Origin of the sequence: Microbulbifer hydrolyticus, assembly GCF_009931115.1 — a bacterium.
In the GTDB taxonomy this organism is placed as follows: domain Bacteria; phylum Pseudomonadota; class Gammaproteobacteria; order Pseudomonadales; family Cellvibrionaceae; genus Microbulbifer; species Microbulbifer hydrolyticus.
The window spans coordinates 1,722,406-1,745,931 of sequence record NZ_CP047491.1 but is presented as its reverse complement, the minus strand read 5'-3'; the positions used below and the strand labels follow the sequence as shown (position 1 = coordinate 1,745,931).

20 protein-coding genes and 1 tRNA gene are annotated in these 23,526 nt (G+C 57.5%); 7 read left to right on the top strand and 14 right to left on the bottom strand.

The genetic code is table 11. The annotated features are described in order from the left end of the window. Window positions 1-276: 276 nt before the first annotated feature. From GTQ55_RS07350 to GTQ55_RS07300, 11 genes are all read right to left on the bottom strand, one after another. Window positions 277-882, bottom strand: coding sequence for an IMPACT family protein (locus GTQ55_RS07350; RefSeq protein WP_237567876.1), 606 nt, complete (start codon window positions 880-882; stop codon window positions 277-279). Beyond that, complete coding sequence (locus tag GTQ55_RS07345) at window positions 845-1,426, bottom strand: DsbE family thiol:disulfide interchange protein (protein WP_161858147.1); 582 nt, start codon at window positions 1,424-1,426, stop codon at window positions 845-847. Before GTQ55_RS07345 ends, GTQ55_RS07350 begins: the two co-directional genes overlap by 38 nt. Before the next feature lie 61 nt (window positions 1,427-1,487). After that, window positions 1,488-3,497: a heme lyase CcmF/NrfE family subunit gene (locus GTQ55_RS07340; protein WP_161858146.1), complete on the bottom strand. Its 2,010-nt coding sequence runs from the start codon at window positions 3,495-3,497 to the stop codon at window positions 1,488-1,490. Next, the gene (gene ccmE / locus GTQ55_RS07335; RefSeq protein ID WP_161858145.1) at window positions 3,494-3,943 is read right to left on the bottom strand and encodes a cytochrome c maturation protein CcmE; all 450 of its coding nucleotides are present in this window, start codon (window positions 3,941-3,943) and stop codon (window positions 3,494-3,496) included. The genes GTQ55_RS07340 and ccmE overlap by 4 nt, the downstream gene beginning before the upstream one ends. 49 nt (window positions 3,944-3,992) lie before the next feature. Then, window positions 3,993-4,226 (bottom strand): heme exporter protein CcmD, encoded by a 234-nt coding sequence (gene ccmD / locus GTQ55_RS07330; protein ID WP_161858144.1) that lies wholly within the window; start codon window positions 4,224-4,226, stop codon window positions 3,993-3,995. Window positions 4,227-4,236: 10 nt separating this feature from the next. Continuing rightward, window positions 4,237-4,995: a heme ABC transporter permease gene (locus tag GTQ55_RS07325; RefSeq protein WP_161858143.1), complete on the bottom strand. Its 759-nt coding sequence runs from the start codon at window positions 4,993-4,995 to the stop codon at window positions 4,237-4,239. Window positions 4,996-5,063: 68 nt separating this feature from the next. After that, a complete protein-coding gene (ccmB, locus tag GTQ55_RS07320; protein WP_161858142.1) occupies window positions 5,064-5,783 on the bottom strand; it encodes a heme exporter protein CcmB in 720 nt (239 codons plus the stop codon). Between the two features lie 4 nt (window positions 5,784-5,787). Then, complete coding sequence (gene ccmA / locus GTQ55_RS07315) at window positions 5,788-6,474, bottom strand: cytochrome c biogenesis heme-transporting ATPase CcmA (RefSeq protein WP_311736341.1); 687 nt, start codon at window positions 6,472-6,474, stop codon at window positions 5,788-5,790. A 36-nt stretch (window positions 6,475-6,510) separates the two neighbouring features. Then, on the bottom strand, window positions 6,511-8,286 hold the full coding sequence (locus tag GTQ55_RS07310; protein WP_161858141.1) for an ATP-binding SpoIIE family protein phosphatase: 1,776 nt from the start codon (window positions 8,284-8,286) through the stop codon (window positions 6,511-6,513). 15 nt (window positions 8,287-8,301) lie between these two features. Continuing rightward, window positions 8,302-8,646 carry an STAS domain-containing protein gene (locus GTQ55_RS07305; RefSeq protein ID WP_183946558.1) on the bottom strand — a complete coding sequence of 115 codons (345 nt, stop codon included), beginning with the start codon at window positions 8,644-8,646 and terminating at the stop codon, window positions 8,302-8,304. A gap of 269 nt (window positions 8,647-8,915) precedes the next feature. After that, on the bottom strand, window positions 8,916-9,089 hold the full coding sequence (locus GTQ55_RS07300) for a PA3496 family putative envelope integrity protein (protein ID WP_161858140.1): 174 nt from the start codon (window positions 9,087-9,089) through the stop codon (window positions 8,916-8,918). Window positions 9,090-9,661: 572 nt separating this feature from the next. Here GTQ55_RS07300 and GTQ55_RS07295 point away from each other — a divergent pair. Both GTQ55_RS07295 and GTQ55_RS07290 read left to right on the top strand, forming a co-directional pair. Continuing rightward, a tRNA-Arg gene (locus tag GTQ55_RS07295) sits at window positions 9,662-9,737 on the top strand. A 339-nt stretch (window positions 9,738-10,076) separates the two neighbouring features. After that, window positions 10,077-10,766, top strand: coding sequence for a 2OG-Fe(II) oxygenase (locus GTQ55_RS07290; RefSeq protein WP_161858139.1), 690 nt, complete (start codon window positions 10,077-10,079; stop codon window positions 10,764-10,766). Window positions 10,767-10,842: 76 nt separating this feature from the next. Here the strand turns inward: GTQ55_RS07290 and GTQ55_RS07285 are convergent, their stop codons facing one another. Further along, window positions 10,843-11,892: an isoaspartyl peptidase/L-asparaginase family protein gene (locus GTQ55_RS07285; RefSeq protein WP_161858138.1), complete on the bottom strand. Its 1,050-nt coding sequence runs from the start codon at window positions 11,890-11,892 to the stop codon at window positions 10,843-10,845. Window positions 11,893-12,276: 384 nt separating this feature from the next. On the opposite strand from GTQ55_RS07285, the gene GTQ55_RS07280 reads away from it, so the two are divergent. Further along, a complete protein-coding gene (locus GTQ55_RS07280; RefSeq protein WP_161858137.1) occupies window positions 12,277-13,452 on the top strand; it encodes an efflux RND transporter periplasmic adaptor subunit in 1,176 nt (391 codons plus the stop codon). A 12-nt stretch (window positions 13,453-13,464) separates the two neighbouring features. Next, entirely contained in the window at window positions 13,465-16,626 is a 3,162-nt protein-coding gene (locus GTQ55_RS07275) for an efflux RND transporter permease subunit (RefSeq protein WP_161858136.1), read from the top strand. 281 nt (window positions 16,627-16,907) lie between these two features. On the opposite strand, the gene GTQ55_RS07270 is transcribed toward GTQ55_RS07275, so the two are convergent. Beyond that, on the bottom strand, window positions 16,908-17,762 hold the full coding sequence (locus tag GTQ55_RS07270; protein ID WP_161858135.1) for an SIS domain-containing protein: 855 nt from the start codon (window positions 17,760-17,762) through the stop codon (window positions 16,908-16,910). Window positions 17,763-17,972: 210 nt separating this feature from the next. On the opposite strand from GTQ55_RS07270, the gene GTQ55_RS07265 reads away from it, so the two are divergent. From GTQ55_RS07265 to murQ, 3 genes are all read left to right on the top strand, one after another. Next, window positions 17,973-19,562: a sodium:solute symporter gene (locus GTQ55_RS07265; RefSeq protein ID WP_161858134.1), complete on the top strand. Its 1,590-nt coding sequence runs from the start codon at window positions 17,973-17,975 to the stop codon at window positions 19,560-19,562. A gap of 15 nt (window positions 19,563-19,577) precedes the next feature. Beyond that, on the top strand, window positions 19,578-20,465 hold the full coding sequence (locus tag GTQ55_RS07260; protein WP_161858133.1) for a glucosamine kinase nucleotide-binding domain-containing protein: 888 nt from the start codon (window positions 19,578-19,580) through the stop codon (window positions 20,463-20,465). A 73-nt stretch (window positions 20,466-20,538) separates the two neighbouring features. Further along, window positions 20,539-21,525 carry an N-acetylmuramic acid 6-phosphate etherase gene (gene murQ / locus GTQ55_RS07255; protein ID WP_161858132.1) on the top strand — a complete coding sequence of 329 codons (987 nt, stop codon included), beginning with the start codon at window positions 20,539-20,541 and terminating at the stop codon, window positions 21,523-21,525. 114 nt (window positions 21,526-21,639) lie between these two features. Here the strand turns inward: murQ and GTQ55_RS07250 are convergent, their stop codons facing one another. Beyond that, on the bottom strand, window positions 21,640-23,508 hold the full coding sequence (locus GTQ55_RS07250; protein ID WP_161858131.1) for a C39 family peptidase: 1,869 nt from the start codon (window positions 23,506-23,508) through the stop codon (window positions 21,640-21,642). Window positions 23,509-23,526: the final 18 nt, after the last annotated feature.

The following is a 23,526-nucleotide window of genomic DNA, read 5'->3' as shown; positions in this document are numbered from 1 at the left end:
CTTTACCCACATGACCCTGGTATTTCTCCGATACCGTGGGAGAAGGCTATGCCCAATATCACTGACGAACCCTATCGCGGCGCCATTGCCGATCTTAGTGCGCTTCAGCAGCCCGGACTACAGACGTTCCGCCGCTACATACACGTTGATCTCCCGCTTCCTCCAATCTGGCGACTGGCCAGTACGGGTTATACCGGGAGGGGCAAAGATGCTCGGAGAGGGTATGAAGGTAGATGACATAATCGCTAGCGCGACGGCAAACGAGGGAGCAAGGAGTTAATCCTGGCTTAACTCCTGACAGCAGATTCCTTCCGCCTCCAACTGGACTTTCAGCTCGGGCCACTGATTCAGGGGAAGCTGAACCGGCATGGTTACCTGGTCGGTGTAGCTGGCGTCTTCACATACACCACTGCGTTGCGCCACCAGAAAACGCACGCGGGACTCCGCGGCAAAACCGCAGACAATCCGCACTGCCAGCGTAGGAACAAATGTTTCTAGTTCGGCAGCCTGCAAAGCAGCGCCCACGGCACCACGGTAGGCACGCATCAGCCCACCCACCCCCAACTTGGTTCCACCGAAATAGCGCGTCACGATCGCCCCGACATTGCCAACCTCCTGCTTCAGCAGCAGCTCGAGCATCGGGCGACCAGCGCTACCGCCGGGCTCACCGTCGTCATCGGACTGCATTACATCGGGATTGGCAGGGTTGCCAATAACCAGTGCCGTGCAGTGATGGGATGCATCCGGGTAACGTGCGCGCATTGTCTCGAGCTCACGCAAAAAAGCCGCTTTATCGGATACTGGCCCCAGCCAGCAGATAAAGCGGCTCTTTTTTTCTTCCGTCTCAGTGACAACGGGCGAGCAGGGAATCTGATAAGTCACCAGAAAAACTGTCCCATTCCTGATTCTGTAAACGCTCGTAAAGCGGTTGCAGTTTGGTCTGCCAGACTTTGTCGTCCACCACGCCCACATGCTTGCAACGGATGGTGCCCCCCGCATCGACCAGGAACGTCTCCGGCGCACCGAAGACACCCAGATCCATGGCCAGCCTTCCCTCTACATCGGAAACGGAAAACAGGTACGGGTTGTGGAATTTCTCCAGCCACTTCTGTGCAGCCTCATTATCATCCTTCAGGTTGATACCAACGATCGGTACGCCGCCCGCCGCGAGATCGTTGAGGTACGGATGCTCCACTCGACAGGAAACACACCAGGTCGCCCACACGTTCAGCAGCAGAGGCTTCTTGGGAAGGTCCGACTTTTTGAGTTCGCGGTTGGACTCCACATCCAGCAGCGCGAATTCCGGCACCGGCTTGTTGACCAGCGCAGAAGGCATGTCCTGCGGATTCAGGGAGAGTCCGCGCCAGAATAATAATGCCAGCGCGGCAAAAATGATGAGAGGAAGAAACAGTTTCAGCCTGGCCATCAAGGGTAGCAATCCTTCTAGTTCAATCCGGCTTGAGAATGTAAAGCGCAACCGGCCGGGATCAGGTCCCGGCCAGAGAGGGGGCTGAAGCATCAGCAGCAGGCGACTTGCCCTTGCCGGTATGTGCCGCCTTTACTTTACGATAGCGTTTGTCCGCTACGGCGATGGCTCCGCCGAGCGCCATCAGCGCCGCACCCAGCCATATCCAGATCACGAACGCCTTGTACTGCAGGCGCACGGCCCAGTCGCCCCCCAGATTGCTTTTATCCATGGGATCGCCCAGCGCGACGTACAGATCGCGAAACAGGCCACTGTCGATGGCGGCTTCCGTCATGATGTTTCCACCGGAAAGGTAACTGCGCTTCTGGGGCAGCAGCTCGCCAACCTGACGGCCATTCTTGCGCACAACCAGCACACCCTCTGACGCCCGGTAGTTGGGGCCCGGCACCTGGCGCACACCTTCAAAAGTGAACTCGTAACCGGCCAGCTGGGCGCTCTGCCCCGGCGACATGCGCAGGTCTTTCTCAACACTGTACACCGTGGTGAGCGCCACCCCGAGCACAGAGATGGCAAGTCCGATATGACCAAGGTGCATGCCATAGTAACTCGCACGCTGGCGCTTGAGCCCCGCCCAAAGCGAGTCGGCATTGCGGGATTTTGCCAGCATGTCCGCCACACTCGAGGCAACCACCCACAGACCGGCAAACACACCCAGCATGGCGCCCCAGTGGAAATCTCCGGCCAACAAGGTGACCAGTGGCGCACCAATTGCAGCAATCAACGCCGGTGCCCCCCAGGTCTTCGCCAACTTGCCCATCTGGCTGTCTTTCCAATTCGAATGTATTCCCAGCCCCAGCAGCAGGCTCAGCACGAGCATCAGCGGCACAAAGAACATATTGAAAAACGGCGGGCCCACGCTGATTTTGCCCCAGTTCAGCGCATCCGCGAGGAGCGGGTACAGGGTACCGGTAATCACCACCGCCATGATCAGCACAAGAATAATATTGTTACCGAGCAGGAAGGTTTCCCGGGAGCGCACGGAGAACACACTACCCGCACTGACCGCCGGTGCGCGCAGTGCAAACAACAGCAGGGACAGACCAACAACCACCGCCAGGAACGCCAGGATAAAGCCGCCGCGCAGCGGGTCGGTGGCAAACGCATGCACGGAGGTCAGCACCCCGGAGCGCACCAGGAAGGTGCCCAGAAGGCTGAGGCTGAACGCAAAAATAGAAAGCAGGATAGTCCAGCTGCGGAAAAGCCCGCGCTTTTCAGTCACAGCGAGAGAATGCAGCAGCGCGGTACCTACCAGCCAGGGCATAAAGGAGGCGTTTTCCACCGGGTCCCAGAACCACCAGCCGCCCCAGCCCAGCTCGTAATAGGCCCACCAGCTACCAAGAGCGATACCGAGGGTAAGGAACGACCAGGCCACCGCCGTCCACGGTCGCGCCCAACGGGCCCAGGCACTGTCCAGCCGCCCCTCCAGCAATGCCGCAATCGCAAACGAGAAAGCGACAGCGAAGCCGACATACCCCATGTAGAGCAGCGGCGGGTGAATGATCATCCCCGGGTCTTGCAGCAGCGGGTTCAGGTCGCCACCGTCGCTCGGCGGGAACGGCAGGAGGCGGTCGAATGGGTTCGAGGTAAGCAGGATAAACAGGAAGAAGCCGATCAGCAGCATGCCGAGCACCGACAATACCCGTGCCACCAGCACATCCGGCAGCTGCCGGCTGAACAGGGCAACGGCTGCGGTCCAGCCCGCCAGCATCAATAGCCACAGCAGGATCGAACCTTCGTGACCACCCCACACAGCCGTAATCTTGTAGATCATCGGCAAAATACTATTGGAATTTTGCGCTACGTAGGCAACGGAAAAATCGCTGTTTACAAAGGCCATTGTCAGGCACACAAAAGCCAGCGACGTGAATGCGAGCACCCCCAGAGACAGTGGTCGCGCGGTATCCATCCACAGCACCCGGCCGGTATAGGTTCCGAGCATCGGTATCACGGACAGCGCGACCGATAGCAGCAGGCCGACAATCAGGGCAAAGTGGCCCAGTTCAGGACTCATATCTTGGCGTCTCCCTGGCAATCCGCCTTACCGCGCATGGAATCTGCCACTTCCGGCGGCGTGTACGATTCGTCGTGCTTGGCCAGCACCTGGTCAGCACGCACATAACCGCCCTGCTGCAGCTTTCCGGTCACTACCGCGGCTTCCCCTTCTGCAAAGAGGTCGGGAAGGATCTTGTCGAATACCACTTCCAGCTCGGCGTCACCATCAGTGAGCGCAAAACGCACGTCGAGGGAATCGTCGTCGCGCACGATGCTGCCCGGGACAACGCAGCCACCGGCGCGGATACGCTTTTCAAATGGAACTTCACCGGCGGCAAAAGCGGTAGGCGCGTAGAAGTAGTCCATGTTCGATCGCATTGCGTAGGCGACAAACCCCACGGCAGCACTGGAAAGTGCCACCAGAAGTACCACCAGAATCAGGCGTTGTTTACGGGCTGGATGCATGGTTGACCTGTTATCAATCTATAAAAACGGTTACGGGTGCTAGCGAGCCTCAATCGGCTGTCGCGGGCTCCGGGCGTTCCTGACGCTGCACTGCCGCGCGGCGACGGGCCTCTTCCTGACGCAGCTGGCGGTCAAATTCCCGGCGCAGCTTTTTCTGGCGCAATAGCGGTAAGGCCACCAACGCTCCGAGAACCAGCAGGGCTACACCATAGGCGGCCCACACGAAGGGGCCGTGACCATTCATGGCGAGAAAACTGGCGAAATCTTCAAACTGGAATTGCATGGTCGCCCCCTCAAGCCTTGGCCGCAGGCACAGAAGGCCCGAACAATTCGCGCACCCATTGGGTACGCCACTCCCGCTGCAGTATCAGGCTGCGCGTGTGCAAAGTGAGCACCCAGGCGTAGAACAGGTAAAAACCGGCGATCATGGTAATCAGCGGATAGAACATGCTCGGGTCAATGGTGCTGGCCTGGGTGAGCTTGATCGTGGCGGGCTGGTGTAGCGTGAACCACCAGTCGACGGATTTGTAGATGATCGGGATATTGACGGTACCCACCAGTGCCAGCAGAGCACTGGCCTTATCGCCCGACTGCTCCCGGGAAAACGCCCCGGAAAGCGCCATTACCCCGAGATACAGGAAAAACAGGATCAGCATGGACGTGATACGGGCATCCCACACCCAGTATGCGCCCCAGGTCGGCTTACCCCACACTGCACCGGTAAACAGTGAAATAAATGTGAGTGCAGCACCGATCGGTGCCGCCGCCCGCATGACCACAAAAGACAGCTTCATCTTCCAGATCAGGCCGATCGCACCGCAAATGGCCATGATGTAGTAGCCGGCGAGCGCGAGAAACGCGGCGGGGACGTGAATATAGATGATGCGGTAGCTGTTGCCCTGCTTCGCGTCTTGCGGTGCAAAGCCGAGCCCCCAGACGATACCGACGGTGAGGAGCAGAACGCTTGCGGCACCCAGCCACGGCAGCCAAGCACCGGTTTTCTGGTAAAACCAGCGCGGCGATCCCAATCTGTGAAACCATTGCCAGGACAAAATATGTACTCCTACGCCCTTCTCTTACCCATTTCCCCCACCAGGGTTGTGAAATGTATGCAGAAGGGTCAGTTTTCGAGACTGATACGGATGGCACCCGCGGCCGCCAGTGGCGCCAGCGCCGCCGCTGCGGCCAGAATGGCACCAAGGATTGCCAGTTGCGGCGCGTAGCTATAGCCATCCAGCGCCGCCTGCACCGTTCCGGTGCCGAAGATTAACACGGGCACATAAAGCGGCATAATAATCAGCGCCAGCAGAAGGCCCGGTCGCCGCAGGGCCACCGTCAAAGCCGCACCCACCGCACCAATAAGACTGAGGCTCGCCGTGCCCATTGCCAGGGACACAAACAGCGGCCAATAACCTGTCTCTCCGAGGTTGAGCATCATCCCCAGCAGTGGCGACAGCAGTGCCAGTGGCAGCCCGGTCACCAGCCAGTGCACCAGCACCTTGGCCATGACCGGGAAATACAGGGGCTGAGGCTGCAGTGCCAGCTGCTCCAGGGAGCCATCTTCAAAGTCACCGCGAAACAGTGACTCCTGAGACAACAGGGTCGCCAGCAAAGCCATCACCCAGATCAGCCCCGCCGCCATGCGCGCGAGCATTTCCGGATCCGGACCGATGCCGAGTGGCATCATCGCCAGCACGGTAACAAAGAACAGCAGCGGATTGACGATATCCGAACGCCGCCGTACCGCCAGCGTAAATTCGGTTCGGAACAGGGTGTAAAAACCGGGCGCACGCGACGGGCCGACTTTCACCGCCTCGGCAATGTCAGTGGATGAACGCATGGTCTCAGCCCGCATAGGCCTGCTCCGCTGACGCATCCAGAAGTGGCTGGAAATCCGCAAGGCTGACCTTGGTCAGCGGCGCGATCGCTACCGGTTGATGGGATGTGAGCAGCACACTTCCACCGCGTTGCAGATGCTGGTTCATCTGCGCTTCCAGACTGGCAACCCCGGCCACATCCAGCGCCGCCAGCGGTTCGTCGAGAATCCACAATGCGGGGGAATCGGACAGGTACAGCCGCGCCAGTGCCACCCGGCGATTTTGCCCGGCGGACAGCTGTTGGCACAGCACATCTTCGAACCCAAAAAGGCCCACGGCATCCAGCGCCGCCATCGCATCGGTGCCGCTGGCACCGTACCAGGCCAGATTTTCCAGCGGAGTCAGCCCGCGCCGGACACCGGCATTGTGGCCAATATACAACAGCGATGCGCGAAGCGCGGGAAGCGCATTCGGGAGGGAGCGGCCCTTCCAGAAGATATCACCGGTGTAGTCTGATGCGGTGCCGATCAGGGTGCGGATAAGGGTGCTCTTGCCGGCGCCGTTGGCACCTTCAATCTGGATCGCAGCCCCCGGCGTGAGGACAAATTCAAGACCTTCGAACAGGACTCGTCCGTCACGCTCACAGGTCAGCGCACGCGCACAGAGGGCGAGGTCTCGCACAGGGTCTGTTGCTGTATCCGATTGTCCAGGCACGATTGCCCACCGCAGTTGATGAAAAACTAGCCGGCATTATACCGGTAGCGGCGGGTTTTGCATGGCATTAACGTGTCCCTCGGCCATATCCTGCTCTTCTGCGGCCTTGCTCCAGCGAATAACGGCCTCCACCTTACTGCTGCCCGGCAAATAGTTCACCTCATCGCACACCGTCTGCAGCAGGTTGAGCCCTCTGCCTGCGTAGATGCTGGGGGGCTCCCGGGTTTCGGCAAAACCAGAGCCGCTATCCTCGACCACCAGCACCAGGGTGCCACGGTCTTCACTCTCACTACAACTGAGTGAAATACTCACCCACCCCTCTTTAAGGCGACTGCGACGTTCAGCCAACAAATCGTAATAGCGTACAAAACCGTCGTCGGTTGTCTTAATGGAAGAGTCCAGCCCCAGCACCCCGTGCTCCAGTGCATTGCGGAACAGCTCGCCGAGCGCCGTGGCGAGGTCTTCCTGAAAGCGCGCTGCGCCCGGCATCTGCACCAGCACACTGAGCAGATGAGGCAGCGGGTCGGACGTCCGCAACTCCTCCTGCGACAACTGCAGGCGTATCGACCAGTTGCCGATGCGGCTACCCTTGCGATCACCGGCCTGGTCTAGCTCTGGGCCGCCGCTCTTGCGCAACGAGGTATCGCTTAGATCAAGCTCGACCAGCGACAGGTCATCGTGCTGTTCAGCAGCATGCGCATTCACTGCCATCAGGATCTGGTCAAACGCGTGATCTGACCCGCCAGCAGCACGCAACAGTTCCAGCAGCCTTTCTTCACCAAAATGTTCGCCCTTGCTATTCCGTGCTTCGTGAATGCCGTCACTCCATAGGAACAGCCGATCCCCCGGGAGTACCCTCAGGTTGACGATGGCGGTGTCAATCTGGTCCGAGGAGAGAACCCCAAACGGCAGGTGCCGAGATTCGAGGAGGCGCAATTCGCCATTGCTGCGCTTGAGACAGGGGCTTGGCATACCGGCATTGAGGACACGCAGGTGACTGCGGCGCGGGTCCAGCTCCAGCATTACCAGACAACAGAACATCTGCCGGGGAAGGATGCCGTAGAGTTTGCGGTTGATCTCCCGCAGTACCCGGCTCATGGAAAAGCCGCGCGGCATCATCGAATAGAAAATGGAAGTGAGCGGCACTGCGCCGACGGCCGCCGCCAGCCCGTGGCCAGAAAAATCCCCCAGCATCAGCACCAGTTTGCCGTCCGGTGTATAGGTTGCCGCGAGCAGGTCCCCGTTCAGTACCGCCCGCGGAGAAAGGTGGTAGCGAATTGCCGAGGTATCATCCAGACAACTTTCATTACCGAGGTTGCCGAATATCTCGCGCGCGCTGGCCTGCTCGTGTAAAAAATCCGCATAATGCCGGCGCAAGCGGTCGCGCTGTGCGATCAGGGAACGACTGAAGTCACTGAAGCGCCGGATGGACGCGAGCTTGAGTTCCACCAGTGGCAGACTGTAGGGTTTGGCAAGGATATCGTCACAGATGGTCGGCGGCGCAGGCGGCGTCTCCTGGCCCGTCAGATCCTGCACAAACAGAATAGGGACCAGTTCAACCCCACTGCTCTGGCGCAGCCGGCGTATCTCAACATCAGATACCTTCGCCGCCGCCACAGGCCCGAAGATGACCAGACTGGGGGGGAATTCCCGGTACGCCTCCTGAGCCATGGCAGCACTCTGAACAGAATGAGTGGCCACGGGCACCATTGCTCCCGTGGAGGTGGTGCACTCACAGCACTGGACCAGGTCCCGCAGCTCTTCCGCCTCGCTGGCATCACTCTCGACAATCAGGACGCGGAAGACGGGCATCAGAAGCCGGGACCCTCAGCGTATGCTGAAAATTCGATCAAAGTTGGAAACGGAGAGAATGTGGGAAACGTGTGCATTGGCATTCATCAGCTCGACAGTGGGCTGGGGTCCGTCACCCCCCACTTCCACGCAGTAGTCACGCAATAGCAGTAGCATGCCAAGCGCCGCGCTATCCAGGTGATCGGTTTCCGAGAGGTCTACCAGGAAGGCCCTGGGAGGCGGCGACACATTGCGGTACGCCCTCTGGAATTCCCGGTGCATATTGAAATCGAAGTTACCGGCAACGCGAATCACCAGCGCATCTCCGCCATCGGAAACCTGTGAGGTCACCCTGCTATCAAACCTGTCGGAAACTACCATCTGAAGGTCCCTTTTCCTTCCCTTTCCTGACCATTGCGTCCCAATATACACGCCACCGGGAGGCGTGCAAACTGGCGGGGGCTCGGCCGGAAACCTTCCCCGCCGCTCGCACGGTAATCCACCAATGAAAAAGGGTGCCAAAGGCACCCTTCTTTGGGCCTGCCACAGTTCCCAGAGACACGTTGCTCATGGCGATCGGGCAGTTTCTTTTACTGATAAACCCGGAAGTACCCCGGTTGGTGTTAAAAGGCTAGATGACTCCCGTCGGCTTAGAATTCGTACTGATAGTCCATCAGTTCCCGCCTGAGACGCATCTCCTCCAACCGGTCTTCGACCATCCGGCGAGCATCTCTGGGGTTCTGGGGCGTATACAGCAGCTCCTCTGCCACTGAGGAATCGCTTTCATCAAAATCCATGTCATTTTCGATAACGTTGCCGCTCATAGAAAACTCCATAATCTCGATCTGCCAAGGCAGAAACACTTTGTCTGTTTTTGTTGTGCAACCGCAGATTAGCCAGCTCCGACTTCACCGGTCAAGCATCTTTTTTACTGCGGAAACAAGTTTTTTATCGGGGTTACACTGCGCACACGGCAGCCAATTCCCACTGGGGAAAAACCTCTCCCCGACAGCCTGCAGCTGGCGCCAAAATACCTGCATATAGTTACCAATTCGCGACAGTTTTCCTCAAATATATGGACAGGAAAGATGGCGGGTCGCGACGGACTTAATGACGAACGCCTGTAACCCGACAACACCGGACGTTACCGTTGGTGACAGTGCCGAGCTTAAGATGGAAGAGGTTGGCACTTCCGGTGAGATTGGGTACAAAAAAGACGGGCGGACCTGAGGTTAGAAATACCGTACTGAAAGCTCAGCGTAAACCGGGCGCACAGCGGAAGAACCCACCCTGCCACTGGGTTACCCCTGACTGATTTGCAACCACCCACAGCCGTGCGAAAGTCATTGCGGTGACAGGCGCGGTATCAGCCGCTAGAATAGGCGCCCTTCCACCGGCCCCCGTCGGTTAACAGGATAAACCACGGACCTCCTAAGTCCGGACTGGTGGTTCGAGTCCACCCGGGGGCGCCAGCTTTCCATCCAAGCTCCCCCACCACCAACTACTAACCCTCTGCTTTGAATCACTTTTTATCAATTTTTGCTCAGCAATCAATCCAACCCGCTACAAAACAGACACGACGCCACCAACCATGGGTAATGCAATCTATTGCCGTCCCTCCAGGTGCCGCCGATGGCCTTGTCTGACACCAGGATCAGGCCCCCAAAGCCGAAGGTCAAAAAATACACAGCATCCTGCCAACCCCTGCATTGCCGCTTGGCCGAGCCTGCCGGCTTTGTTACTTTCACGAATAGATATGCAAAGGTTTCGTTAGGAACGATCGAACACTTATCTAAATAAGGGACATAATAATGACAACCGTCGCCACCTCAGATGCTGCTCCATGGCTTGCGGCCTCCGCCCTGCAAAAGGACACCACCCTTGTCCGCTCGGATCCATTTTCCTTCCTGGTTGCCAAAAATGTACTCCCGGCACACTTGATGCAGGACCTGCAGGAACACTTCCCCCGCCTGAAAGGCGCGGGCTACCTGCCTTATGAAAAGGAACAGTGCGGGGAGAAAATCAACCAGTTGATCGAGTATATGACCGCGCCCGATTTTGCCAACGCGTTGGGCCAACAGCTCGGCATCGATAACCTGGCCCAGTACCCCACCTTTATCTCCATTTCACGAAGCCTGAAAAAGCGGCATGGCAACATCCACACTGACGGCCAGTCCAAGATTGCCACCGCCCTGCTCTACCTGAACAGCGACTGGCCAGCAACCAGTGACGGCTGCCTGCGCTTTCTCAACCGTATTGATGACTTCGAGGATACCGTTGTCCCGGAGATCCGCCCTGAGTACGGCACGCTGGCCGCTTTCAAGCGCGCGGACAACTCCTTCCACGGACACCTCCCCTTTGCCGGGGAGCGGCTCGTCATCCAGGTGGCATGGCTTGTGAGCGCAAAAGACAAGGCACGCAAAGCCAAGCGCGGCCGGTTTGCGCAAAAATTGAAATCCCTGTTTGGCTGGGGTGGCGGCAGCGGCGCCACCGCCAACTGATCACCTTTCCCGGCAGTCAATGACACCGGGCTGGTGGTCCGAGCCCAGCCCGGGGGGGCAAGCTTTCCCGACTGCCTTATGGAGCGGCGGGTGCCGCTTGATCCGCCCCGAAAATGGCAACTTCTGCCGGTTCGCCCGCAACCCGTCTGCCCCGGTACATGCCCTTTGTATTGAACGTCAGTGCGATATTGCCCTTGGCATCCAGCACAATCACCCCGCCGGTTCCCCCAACAGGAAGCAGCACCTGGTTGATTACCTCGTCCGCCGCCTGCGCGACACTTTTGCCCTGGTAATCCACGCGGGTGCAAATATCGGCGGCGACGTTGTAACGGATAAAGAACTCGCCATGACCGGTTGCCGATACCGCGCAGGAGCGGTTATCGGCAAAGGTGCCCGCACCAATCACCGGGGCGTCGCCAATACGGCCATAGCGCTTGGCGGTCATGCCGCCGGTCGATGTGCCAGCGGCCAGGTTGCCCTGTTTGTCCAGGGCCACCGCTCCCACCGTACCTACCCGAAAGGGGATTGGCAGGTTCTCCACAGCCGCGCGGTAGTCCTTGTCCTGCCTGTTTTCCTTGTCGAGCTTTTCCTTCGCGCGCTCCAGCTGCTGCCGGCGCTGTTCGGTATCAAAGCTTTTGTTATCGACCATTGGCACATTGCGGCTCCTGGCAAACGCCTCCGCGCCCTCCCCGGCCAGCATCACAAACGGAGAATCCTCCATTACCATACGCGCCAGGTTAATGGGGTTGGCTACCCGTTTTACTCCGGCCACCGCGCCCGCCTGCCGATCACGGCCGTCCATGATAGAGGCATCCAGCTCGTGCGCACCCTCGTAGGTATACACCGCGCCCTTACCCGCGTTAAACAGCGGCGAATTTTCCATCACATTGATTGCTGCCACTACCGCATCGAGACTGGCGCCGCCCTTTTCCAATACCAGGTATCCGGCATTCAACGCCTCCTCCAGTTTGGCCCTGTAGGCCGCTTCTTTTTCTGGCGTCATTTTTGACTTTTCAATGGTGCCCGCGCCGCCATGAATCGCAATGGCAAACTTCGCCGGTTCAGATGCCTGGGCACCCAACGAAAGCCACAGCAGGCAGGAGGTCATACAGAGAAGAGTTTTCATCACATATTCCGCTATTCGTTGACGTGTTGTGCCACCCAAAATAACCCAGCCACCTCTCGGCTGCCAGTCACCGGATCAAAGCACCGTACGGGATACCGTTTCGATCATCCCCCGCAGCCAGTAACAGGTCGATCATGGCCGCCCTTCCCCCACCCGGTCAGCTCCTCGCGCGGAGCCTGAAATTCACTCAGAAAAAATTATTTTTCCCCCACGCATCCAAACGCGCACCTCAGGTTGTCAATAAACCAGATACACAGACCATTTACCGCGGATCCAGCTCCTCTCGACTCTGGGCCGTGGCAAGGCTTCGCAATTCCGTGGTTTTATCACCCATACACCAACGGGACTGTTGGCGATTAATTCGAATCAGGCAGGATGAGAGCAATGAAGAAACGAATCATGAAGGCTGCCGCGCCAGTGATCGTACTTACACTGGGGTTTGGCGCTGTACAACTTATGTCTGCCTCCAAGCCGGCACCAGAAAAAAAAGTAGAAGAGCAACGGCCGGTATCACTCGTCTACACGGAGGCCAGACAGCAAGCCGTGCATCTCGCGGTAACCACTCAGGGGGAGGTACGCGCGCATACAGAAATCGAACTGACGCCGGAGGTTTCCGGACGCGTTATATCTGTGGCAAGCAGCTTTGCCGAGGGCGCGGGGTTTGAATCAGGTGAAGCCCTGATCCAGTTGGATGACTCAGACTACCGCCTCGCTTTTGCGCGCGCCGAGGCCGGCGTGGCACAGGCGGAGGTCTTGCTCCTTCAGGCCCAGGCCGCAGCCAAGATCAAGCGTCAGCAGTGGCTCGAGCTAAATCCGAACAAACACCCTTCCCCACTGCAGGTGAACAAACCGCAGGTACTGGAAGCAGAAGCGAATCTCCGCTCCGCCAAGGCCGAGCTCGCCGACGCCAAACTGAATCTCGCGCGCACCAAAATCCGCTTGCCGTTTCGCGGGCGGGTAGCCAGTCGCGATATCGGCATCGGTCAGTACGTGACACCAAGTACTGTACTCGGTCGAGTATTCGCCACTGACCGCGTTGAAATACGTCTTCCGCTAACCGACTCCCAGCTGCTGGAACTGAACCTCCCCATGGGCTTTGAAGCCAGTGACAAGGAATCTGGTCCCGCAGTGACGCTGTCCGCACAAATTGGTGCGCAACAACATTTCTGGCAGGGGCGAATCGTCCGTACCCAGGCGGCGGTGGATCAACAGACACGCCTGATCTACGCCGTAGCAGAAGTGGAAGACCCCTACGGCACGGGCGCCAGTCACGGTACGCCACTGGCAGTAGGCCTGTTTGTCACCGCCGAAGCGGAAAGCGAGCAGGAACAGCTGGCGGTGGTCGTTCCCCGCTCGGCATTGCGCAGCGCCGACAAGGTATATGTGGTCGATGAAAACGATGAGCTGAACATCCGCACCGTTGACATACTTTCGACGTCAGAAAACCGCGTGGTACTCGCAGCGGGTATTGCCGATGGCGAGCGCGTGGTCACCTCCACCGTAGCCAACGCGGTGGACGGCATGAAAGTACAACCAATTACCCACCTGGCCAGAAACTAACGGAGCCCGTCGATGAACAATTTGATTGCATGGTGGGCGCGCAATCCTGTCGCCGCCAACCTCGCCATGATTGGCATTTTCGTGGCGGGCCTGATCGGCTTTTTCAGCATGGAACGTGAGATGGACCCGCAGGTGCGCTTCCCCGGCCTGGAGATCCGGGTTTCCTGGCCCAGCGCGGCGCCCCAGGAAGTGGAAGAGCAGATTGTCGCCCGCATCGAAGAAGCGGTCAGCGACATGGACAATATCGAGTGGGTACGCTCTTCCTCTTCCGAGGGCTCCGGCGAGGTCTATATCCTGGCCGAGAGCAACGTGGACTTTTCCCGTTTTATGAATGACGTGAAAATCCGTGTCGACGGTATCTCGTCGTTTCCCCGGGATATTGAACCACCGCAGGTACACCAGTGGGTAAACCGTCAGGAATTTATCCGGGTTGCGGTGCACGGCGACCTCGGCGAGCGCGAACTGAAGCGGCTGGCGGAACAACTGCGGCGCGAGGCCGCCACCCTGCCCGCGGTGTCGGTGGTGAACCTGTTTGGCACCCGCATGGAGGAAGTCTCTATCGAGGTGAGCGAAGAGGCTCTTCGCCGCTACGGCATGACCTTTCAACAGGTGGCCGACGCGATCCGTACCAGCTCCATCAACCAGTCTGCAGGCACCGTGCGCACCGAGGTGGGCACGTACCAGCTGAAGGTGCGCAACCAGGCCGACTCCGCACAGGAGTTCGGCAATGTCATCGTGCGCCAGACCGCCGATGGCGGAACCATTCGTGTCGCGGACGTGGCCAACGTGGTGGACGGGTTTGAGGACAATGAAATCCTCGCAACCCTGAACGGGGAGCCGGCAGTGCTGCTGCAGGTGATGAGCACCGAGACCATGGATATCCTCACGGCCTCTGAATCCATCCGCAACTGGATCGCCAAGCGTAGCGAAACGCTGCCTGCCGGGGCGAAACTCACGCTCTGGACCGACAACGCGGTGGACTTCAAGGGGCGCCTGGAAACCATCGGTTCATCCGCGTTGATGGGCCTGATCCTGGTACTGCTGGTGCTGGTCTTCAGTCTGCGTCCCAAAGTCGCGTTCTGGGTCGCCTTCGGTATTGCCACTGCCTATGCCGGTGCCTTTGTTCTGCTGCCCAGCATGGGGGTTTCCCTCAACATGCTGTCCACCTTTGCCTTCCTGCTGGTTCTCGGCATCGTGGTGGATGATGCGATTGTGGTTGGCGAAAGTATTCATACGGAATCTCATAACCCCGAGCACGGGGATGACGAAAAAGGTCGCCTGGCGGCGGCGGTGCTCGGTACCCAGCTGGTCGCCAAACCGGTGATCTTCGCAGTGGTGACGACCATCTTCGCGTTCTTGCCATGGATATTCATCAGCGGCTCCACCAGTGAATTTACCCGTCATATCACCTGGGTGGTGATTCTCGCGCTGCTGTTCTCACTGATCGAGTCCCTGTTTATTTTGCCGGCGCACCTGCGCAACCTGAAGCCGCGCAGCGAAGCCGAAAATACCCTCGGCCGCTTTGGTCGCATTCAGAAGAGTATTGCCGACCGCATTATCTATTTTGCCCAAAACCACTATCGTCGTATCGGCCAGTGGGCCGTTGATCGCCGCTACCTGACACTGAGTATTTTTATCGCAGTGATGATGATTGGCTTCGGCATGTTCGGCAGTGGCTGGGTGAAAAAAGGCTTCATGCCTGAAATCGAGTCTGACGAAGTAATCGTCAATGTCGTCATGCCCGAAGGCGCCCCCTATAGCCGGGCACTGGAAGTACTGGCACAACTGCAGGACGCAGAGAAGCGCCTGGAAGCAGAAGTGAATGAGCGCACAGACGGCAAAGGGGTACTGATTGAAAACTGGTATACCCGCTCCCGTCGCGACAGCGTCATGGCCATCGTCAAACTGGCTCCGCCGGAACTGCGCGATATGTCCGCCAAAGACGCAGCCCTGCGACTGCGGGAACTGCTCGGCGATATCCCGGACGCGAAAGAAGTATCGGTACAGTACTCATTCAACAATGGCGGTCCGGGTTTCGAACTCTCCATCCGCCATCCGGATCTGGACGTGCTGCGGGCAGCGACTGCTGACCTGGAGGAGCAACTGCGCTCTTACGAAAGCCTGTACGACGTACGCAACAATCTCGAGGGAGCCTCCGAGGAAATCCGCATCGAATTGAAGCCCGGTGCAACCAAGCTCGGTCTCACCCTCGCGCAAGTAAACCGCCAGGTACACCAGGCGTATTTCGGTGAGGAAGTACAGCGACTGCCTCGGGCTGGCCAGGACGTGAAGGTGATGGTGCGCTACCCGCTGGAGTCCCGCCGCTCCATCGAGAGCCTGAAAGACTTCCGCGTACGCACTACCGACGGTCGCGAGGTACCCCTGCTCGCCGTCGCCGACCTGCACTATGCGCCGGGAATCAAACGTATCCAGCGCTGGAACGGCAACCGCGCGGCCCGGGTGATGGCAGACCTGAAGGACGATGTACGCGGCGAGATCATGAAGGACCTGGATGAGAACTTTTTCCCCACCTGGGAAAAGCGCTACCCGGGAATAATCCGCGGTGCCGTAGGCCAGGCCGAGGGTGAAAAGCGCTTTATTCAGGAAGTGCTGGGCTTGTACATCATGGCCTTCTTCGGCATGTACAGCCTGCTGGCGGTTGCGTTCCGCAGTTACTCGCAACCGATCCTGATCCTGATCGCCATCCCGTTTGCATTCGTCGGCGCCATCTTCGGCCACGCCGTCACCGGCATGACCATGGCCATCTTCAGTTACTTTGGCATTGCCGCAGCGGCCGGGGTCGTCGTCAACGACAACCTGGTGCTGATGGATCACTGCAATCGATTGCGCGAAAAAGGCATGGCGCCACTGAAGGCCGTGGTAGAGGCCGGTGTTGCCCGCTTCCGCCCGATTCTGTTGACCACGGTCACCACCATCGTCGGCCTGCTGCCAATGATGCTGGAACGCAGTATCCAGGCCGCGTTCCTGCAACCCATCGTGGTCGCACTGGCATTTGGCGTTTTCGTGGCCTTTTTTGTCACCTTGCTACTGGTTCCGGCTCTTTACGGCATCGGCATGGATATTCGTCATCGGGCCTCAGGTTTGAAACGTGGGCTGACTGGCAGCGCTGGCGGTACACAAGCGGATCCTGCAACCGGTACGCCGGCACGATAAGCACCTGGGTGGGTTTCCCGCTCGCGGTATGGACTTTGGTTGAAACACCAATATTCACGAGCGGGGAAAATGGCTGGGCGTCTTACAAAAAAATTGGAGCCCGAGGGCTCCAAAGCCAATTCAACGAAAAAGGAAATCAGAATTGGAAGTACAAGGTGAATTGCCCTCAGCCATCAGTGAAATATAAATTCCAAAAGCATCGAGCAGTTAGGAATATAATATTCCCCCAATTGAGATTCAACCCTTTACTTCGAATCTGTCGAAAAAGAGAAAAATAGCGCCTATCCCCTGCCGCGGAGTACTTCCACTGCCTTCCGGCTACGCTCGAACAGCTCGTTGGCTTTATCGTCCTTTTGCGACGTCAAAATAAACAGCAGATCGGTCACCATCAATTGCGCGGTGCGCGCGAGAATCGACGAGCTGCGCGCCTCAGCCTCGTTGGCGACACAGTAGAGGCGGTAAGTAGACAGCTCTGTAAGCGGGTTGCGGGTGAAGCGTGTGAGAGAAAGCACCTCGGCCCCCTGTGCCGCACCGGTTTCCGCAACCCGGATCACCTCGCGGGTTAACCCGGACTCGGAGATCGCAAAAATGAGGTCCCCAGGGCCCAGCGTTGCCGCATTGGCAACCTGTACATGTGTATCCCCTTCAATCAGCACGGACCTACCCAGCTTCATCAACTTGTAGGCCAGGTCCCGTGCAACCAGCGAAGACGCCCCTACCCCGAACAACAGGATGCGTTTGGCTCCGCGCAAAGCCTGCGCCGACTGCATCAGTGCCTCTTCAGAATTCGCCATGACCGTTTCGCTCAAAGCGAGATTCTTTCGGCTGATCAGTTTTTGCGCCACAGTGGCAAGATCATCATCAAAGGCAATATCTCCGTGGATGGCGGCCTGCGGCATCATCGTCGAGCGTGCCACGGACTCAGTCAGCGACAGCTTAAAATCGGAATATCCCTTGTATCCCAACTTCTGGCTGAATTTAACGACGCTGGATTGGGATACTCCCACCATTTCTGCCAGTGACTTTGACGAGTGCGTGCGCACTGTTTCCACTTTATCCAACAGAAAGTCGGCAATGCGCCGCTCGTGGTTGGACATGGAATCGCGCATCGCACGAATTTTAGCCAATGAACCCATATTTATCCCGGAGTGAGTGAACGTGGTGCTGCTTGCCGCGGCGTTAATTCCGCGCGCTTATCCGGCAGCCAGTGCAGTCGCCATCGGTACTACCGATGGAAAATACTTTGCTTACACAAAGAATAAATGATACCAATTGCAAGGAATAACAGGAATAATTAATTAGCCCCATGGAAGTGCGGGCCGAGCAAACAGAATGAGTGACATCTGATGGAACTGCAGTTTACCGGGTTGGACTGGGGAATATTTGCTCTCTACCTCGGGGTCCTGGCCGCATCCGGCTGGTACTTCAGTCAAAACCGAGCGAATAACAGTCGGGACTATTTTCTTGCCGGCAACAGCATGCCGATGTGGATGGTGGCGATTTCTACCCTCGCTACCACGCAGTCTGCCGCCACCTTCCTCGGCGGACCGGATCTCGGTTACCGCGGGGACCTCACTTATCTGTTTACCAATGTGGGAGCCGTCATCGCCGCGATTGTTGTCGCCCGTTTCCTCATTCCACGCTTTTATGCCCATCGCGTTACCACCGTGTACGAGTTGTTGCAGTCCCGTTTTGGCGAAAAGGCTAAAAATCGCGCTGGTGGAATCTATCTTCTTGGGCGAGTTTTTGCCAGTGGCGCGCGGCTGTATATGGCCGCCATCGCTGTATCGATGATTCTGTTCAATGATATCGCCGCCAATCATGTGATAGCGGCCGTCATTCTGCTCACCGCGGCAGGACTACTACAGACACTAATCGGTGGCGTACGCTCCGTGATTCAGAGCGATGTGCTGCAGTGCATCGTTTACGTCAGTGCAGCCGTCGCCGTAGTCGCGGTGCTTCTTTGGCAAATTCCCGCAGATATGGGCCAGCTTTTTGCGGCATTGAATACGCCTCCGGGTGGTGAAGCCTCCAAGTTAACTCTCGTGGATACCAGCTGGGATCTGAGCGATCCGTTCAACCTGTGGGCAACCCTGACCGGCTTCGTATTGCTGAATATTGCTGCCTTTGGCCTGGATCAGGATGTTACGCAGCGGATCCTCACCTGTAAAACCCCACGCGATGGAGCCAGAGCAGTACTGTTTTCCGTTGTCATGGTGGTACCGGTAATGGCCGTATTCATGGGCATCGGCCTTTTGCTGCATATTTTTTACCAGAATCCTCAGCTGATGGCCGGGACCAGTGTATCCGCGCCCAGCGGCGGAGATGTCACAGTGTTTATGCACTATGTGCTTAACGAAATGCCCGCCGGTTTACGCGGTCTGGTGACGATTGGAGTCATTGCCGCCGCCCTTTCCACCCTTAATTCCAGCCTCAATTCAATGGCAAGCGTTCTCACTGAGGACCTGTACCGCCACTGGCTGCGAGTGCGCGGCATCCACCGACCAGCAGCGCACTTTGTACGCGCTGGACGCTGGGGCATGGCTCTGGTGGCGAGCGCTTTGGGGGGCATGGCAATACTCTGCTTTTTCTGGCAGCAGATCAGCGATCTGCCACTGATAACGTTTGCCCTGTCCGTAATGGTATTTGCCTACTCGGGCCTACTCGGTGTGTTTTTCACAGTACTACTTACCAGACGCGGTAATGCCAGCAGTGTGGGGTGGGCATTGGCTGTCGGATTTGTGGTTACCCTGCTACAGCAACCGTGGATGATCACTCTGCTTACCGATACCAATGAACCACTGGTTATCGCCTTCCCTTGGCAGCTATGCCTGGGCACTCTGGCGTCATTTGCAGTATGTAATCTGGGCAAACCGGTACCGGAAAGTACACAGGACTTCACAGTTACCCCCAACCAGACCCAAGCAAACGGATAGACAAGAACACCATATATGAGTGCTTTTTTTCTAGGGATAGACGGCGGAGGAACCAAGACCCTGGCGCGTCTTGAGGACTCAACGGGCGCACTGCTCACACTGAAAGCCGGCGCGAGCTCGCTCACGCAGGATCTCGACGGTGCGATACAGACTATCGCCGAACTCAGCCGGCAAATCGTTGCCCGGCAAAGAATTCAGCCCGGCTGTGTCCACCTCGCTTGCGGTGTCGCTGGCGCCGGGAACCCGGTCGCTGCCGAGAAGCTTCGACAAAGTTTGCGGAAACTGGGCTTTCTCAGTGTCGAAGTTACATCGGATGCACAAACCTCCCTGCTGGGCGCCGGTGCCGGGACCCCGATCGTCATGGTTGCTATCGGTACGGGCTCTGTCGCCATGCGGCTAGGGCGCGATGGTGTAATCCGCCAATACGGCGGCTGGGGCCTGGCGGTCGGGGACGAAGGTAGTGGCGCGGCAATCGGCAAGAGCGCAGTGCGCGCCCTGCTTTGGGAACTGGATAAGCACGGAAAAGTGATTAGCCCCTTGTGTCGACAGATCATGCGGGAAGTGGGTGAGGTTCGTTCTCAAATACTGCCCTGGCTGCAGCGCGCAGGATCTCGGGAATATGCTGCATTGGCACCAGCAGTTTTCGCTCACTACCCAAGTTGCCCGCTGGCCCGCGACATTATTGCCAAAACCGCGGCGGAGGTAGACCGACTTATCCGTGCAGCCAGTGATGGTGACGCACTTCCTCTGGCGATTCTTGGCGGTCTGGCAGAAAAGCTCAGACCACATCTGCACCCCGATTACCAGCGAAGGCAGATTCCAGCGCTGGGAACGGCGCTGGATGGCGCCTGCATGCTGGCAAGAAGTACTGCACAGAAGCTCAGCTTACATCAACCCTCGTAAACCCATTTTGCAATCGTCCAGCCAAAATTTTTCTGATCACATCCTGGCGAAGACATTGGAGTCCTACTCAGCCATGAACGTACAACTGCTCAACGAACTGGCATCCCTGGCCAGCGAAGCCCGCAACCCGGACACGCTCGACATTGACCTGCTGTCTAGCGAAGAAATTCTAACGAAAATCAACAATGCGGATCGGGAAGTTCCAGAGGCCGTATACCGGGAGTTACCAAACATTACCCGCGCGGTGGACGCAATCGCCGAAGCATTTAAATCTGGTGCACGCCTTATTTATATGGGAGCCGGAACCAGCGGCCGGCTTGGTATTCTCGATGCGGTTGAGTGTCCCCCAACCTTCGGCGTCAGCGAAGATATGGTGGTGGCGTTGATTGCCGGTGGCGAGGAGGCTATTTACAGAGCCCAGGAAGGTGCCGAAGACAGTTTGACGCTGGGCGGCGAGGATCTACGCAATATCAACCTGAGCGAAAATGATGTCGTGGTCGGGATCGCGGCCAGCGGTCGTACGCCATACGTGATTGGAGGCTTGCGCTACGCCCGTGCACTCGGCTGCACAACCATAGCCGTTTCATGCAATAAATCCGCAGCGATTGCCGAGGAAGCGGATATCGCCATCCTCCCGGAAGTGGGGCCGGAAATTCTCACCGGCTCCACACGTATGAAAGCAGGTACGGCACAAAAGCTGGTACTGAACATGCTGACTACCGCCAGTATGATTCGTATCGGGAAAAGTTTTTACAACCTGATGGTTGACGTAAAAGCCACCAACGAAAAGCTGGTCAGCCGCACGCGTCGCATAGTAATGGAAACTACCGGGGTCGGGCTCGACGAAGCAGACCGCGTACTGCAAAGCTGCGATCACAACGCAAAACTTGCCATCATGATGATTCTGAGTGGCCTTGAGCGCAGCAAGGCGGAAGAGGCACTGGCAAAATCTCAGGGCTTCCTGCGTCGGGCGTTGCAAGAGATACGCGATGCCTCTGATACAAATACCTCCGGGCCCCGTCAATGTACCGCACTAAAGGACGAGGAGCCGGCGGTATAACCAGTGCTTTTTAGAAATTAAGCAGAACAAGCCCATCCAATACTCTGAAAGGGGGGGATCTACTCCCCTCCCAGTGCCACAGAAGAGCAAAAACCGGCTGACTATTTCAGCTCCTTACTCAAAGATGTGGATCCACAAATCATCGCCGGTTCCATTGTCATTGATCGCGTATTCAAAAGCATCCTTCGGATAACGCTGCCCTTCTCCCGAAACACTTGTGTCATAGCTGCCCCACTTCTGCAGGTTCCATTTCCCGAAGGGGTCATTCACGGTGTAGTACTCACCGTCAAACCCGGTGACCACCATGATGTGGCCCGGCTGGGTAAACCACCCGTGCACAATGGTTGGAGTGCCCTGTGACGCCAGTGCGCGCAGCTCAGCAATAGTACCGTTCTCTTTGCCTACATTACGGATAGCACTGCCAGCTTCCTGTGCCAGGGTGTTGAATCCGCTCTTCAGTGCCGACACTGTCTGCAATACGCCATTGAAGCGCTCGTAAATATAATCCGGCGTACGGCCAACCTCACCGGGGTCGGTGATACCAAAATAGTCTGTGATCATCGCCAGGGAAGTCACCGAGCAGGTGCCGTACGGGTCGTAATAGTTATCCAGCTGATTCCAGTAAGGAACCGATACCTGTGGCGGCGGAGGGTCTCCAGCATCATCAAGGCGATCCGTCAGGTCGTTATTGCCCGCACTGCAATTGCCCGGAGTAAAACTCACACGCTCCCAATCCAAATTGCCCCAGTCACTCCACACAGCCTGGGGAACGGAGCCACCAGGTACGCGCCAGATACTGGCATTGGGACCGGCGGCAGACATAAAGGCCTCGATTTGCGCCGGCGTAATCTGGTTGTACTCGGTAGAGACTATATGCCAGATCGGCTTCTGCGCGCCCAGCTGCCGGTATTCACAGTCCCCTACTTCGATCCAGTAGGCCGGGTCCGCCATGTAACTGCCGCCCCAAACTTCGACGTAGGTTTGCGGCATATGAAAATCTACATATTGATCAATAATGCCGACATTCATGCCCTGGTCTGCAGGATTGCCCCAGGTGGTGGCACCGATGGCGAAACTGCTATCAGTGTAACCGTTATTCTGGGCGTCTATCCGGGCATCGGTGAATGCCTGAAACAGGCTGTGCAATGCCGTGGTGGTGTTATTGAACTCTACTTCCACATCAGATACGAAGCCCACGTAGCCATATTGTGCCGCGTAATATAGTGCATCCGCCTGTGCGGAATAATTATTGGGATAATTATACGCCCACGCCCAGGGCTCGATTCCGCGGCTTTTATAGATATCTGTGGTTGTCGAAGAGCAGGCGTCAGCAAACAGGTTACAGTTCTGTGTACCGTCGGCAATCTTGATAAAAATACGCTTTACTCCCAAGGCCGCCAGCTCATCCGCCAGCTGCGCATGGGTGCGATTCACCCCCTGCTCATCGATATACCATAGCCAGGCACCAAATTTGTTCGTGAGAACACCCGGCTGCTGATTCATTTCCTCTTTTACCGATAGATAAAATCCCGCAGACCAGCGGTTGGTGAAACACGCCGTGCCGCCACTGAGGCTTTGGCAGGCGCTGACCTCCGCTTGCGAAAAATTGCCATATATATTGTTTTCCGCTCCAGCCACCTCTTCATAGCAATGGTTACCATATGTGGCGGAGCGCACAGAGCCAGCCGGACAATCACCATTGCCGCGCAGATTCTGAGCAAAAGACCGAGACCACCGCAGCACCTGGATATTCGTGCCCTGCACCGGGTAGGTATAGCTATTGGTACAGGCACTCCCGCCACCATAGCTGACACACCCTTCCACCATTTGACCGGTAAAAGGGCCAAATACGTCCACTTCATTAGCACAAAAATCCAGGCCGGCATCGAAACTGCTACCATCCGGGCACAACGCATCGGCCTGCATCGATCCAAGCGCCCCCAGTGCCAGCAGGGGCAACAAAAGTAAATTACGTAAAGACATGTGATTACCTGTTAACAA

Bases quoted from the DNA above. Each gene is read 5' to 3' on its own strand.
- GTQ55_RS07345 (WP_161858147.1), bottom strand. From the start codon at position 1,426: ATGGCCAGGCTGAAACTGTTTCTTCCTCTCATCATTTTTGCCGCGCTG.
- GTQ55_RS07340 (WP_161858146.1), bottom strand. From the start codon at position 3,497: ATGAGTCCTGAACTGGGCCACTTTGCCCTGATTGTCGGCCTGCTGCTA.
- ccmE (WP_161858145.1), bottom strand. From the start codon at position 3,943: ATGCATCCAGCCCGTAAACAACGCCTGATTCTGGTGGTACTTCTGGTG.
- ccmD (WP_161858144.1), bottom strand. From the start codon at position 4,226: ATGCAATTCCAGTTTGAAGATTTCGCCAGTTTTCTCGCCATGAATGGT.
- ccmB (WP_161858142.1), bottom strand. From the start codon at position 5,783: ATGCGTTCATCCACTGACATTGCCGAGGCGGTGAAAGTCGGCCCGTCG.
- GTQ55_RS07310 (WP_161858141.1), bottom strand. From the start codon at position 8,286: ATGCCCGTCTTCCGCGTCCTGATTGTCGAGAGTGATGCCAGCGAGGCG.
- GTQ55_RS07305 (WP_183946558.1), bottom strand. From the start codon at position 8,646: ATGGTAGTTTCCGACAGGTTTGATAGCAGGGTGACCTCACAGGTTTCC.
- GTQ55_RS07300 (WP_161858140.1), bottom strand. From the start codon at position 9,089: ATGAGCGGCAACGTTATCGAAAATGACATGGATTTTGATGAAAGCGAT.
- GTQ55_RS07290 (WP_161858139.1), top strand. From the start codon at position 10,077: ATGACAACCGTCGCCACCTCAGATGCTGCTCCATGGCTTGCGGCCTCC.
- GTQ55_RS07285 (WP_161858138.1), bottom strand. From the start codon at position 11,892: ATGAAAACTCTTCTCTGTATGACCTCCTGCCTGCTGTGGCTTTCGTTG.
- GTQ55_RS07280 (WP_161858137.1), top strand. From the start codon at position 12,277: ATGAAGAAACGAATCATGAAGGCTGCCGCGCCAGTGATCGTACTTACA.
- GTQ55_RS07275 (WP_161858136.1), top strand. From the start codon at position 13,465: ATGAACAATTTGATTGCATGGTGGGCGCGCAATCCTGTCGCCGCCAAC.
- GTQ55_RS07270 (WP_161858135.1), bottom strand. From the start codon at position 17,762: ATGGGTTCATTGGCTAAAATTCGTGCGATGCGCGATTCCATGTCCAAC.
- GTQ55_RS07265 (WP_161858134.1), top strand. From the start codon at position 17,973: ATGGAACTGCAGTTTACCGGGTTGGACTGGGGAATATTTGCTCTCTAC.
- GTQ55_RS07260 (WP_161858133.1), top strand. From the start codon at position 19,578: ATGAGTGCTTTTTTTCTAGGGATAGACGGCGGAGGAACCAAGACCCTG.
- murQ (WP_161858132.1), top strand. From the start codon at position 20,539: ATGAACGTACAACTGCTCAACGAACTGGCATCCCTGGCCAGCGAAGCC.
- GTQ55_RS07250 (WP_161858131.1), bottom strand. From the start codon at position 23,508: ATGTCTTTACGTAATTTACTTTTGTTGCCCCTGCTGGCACTGGGGGCG.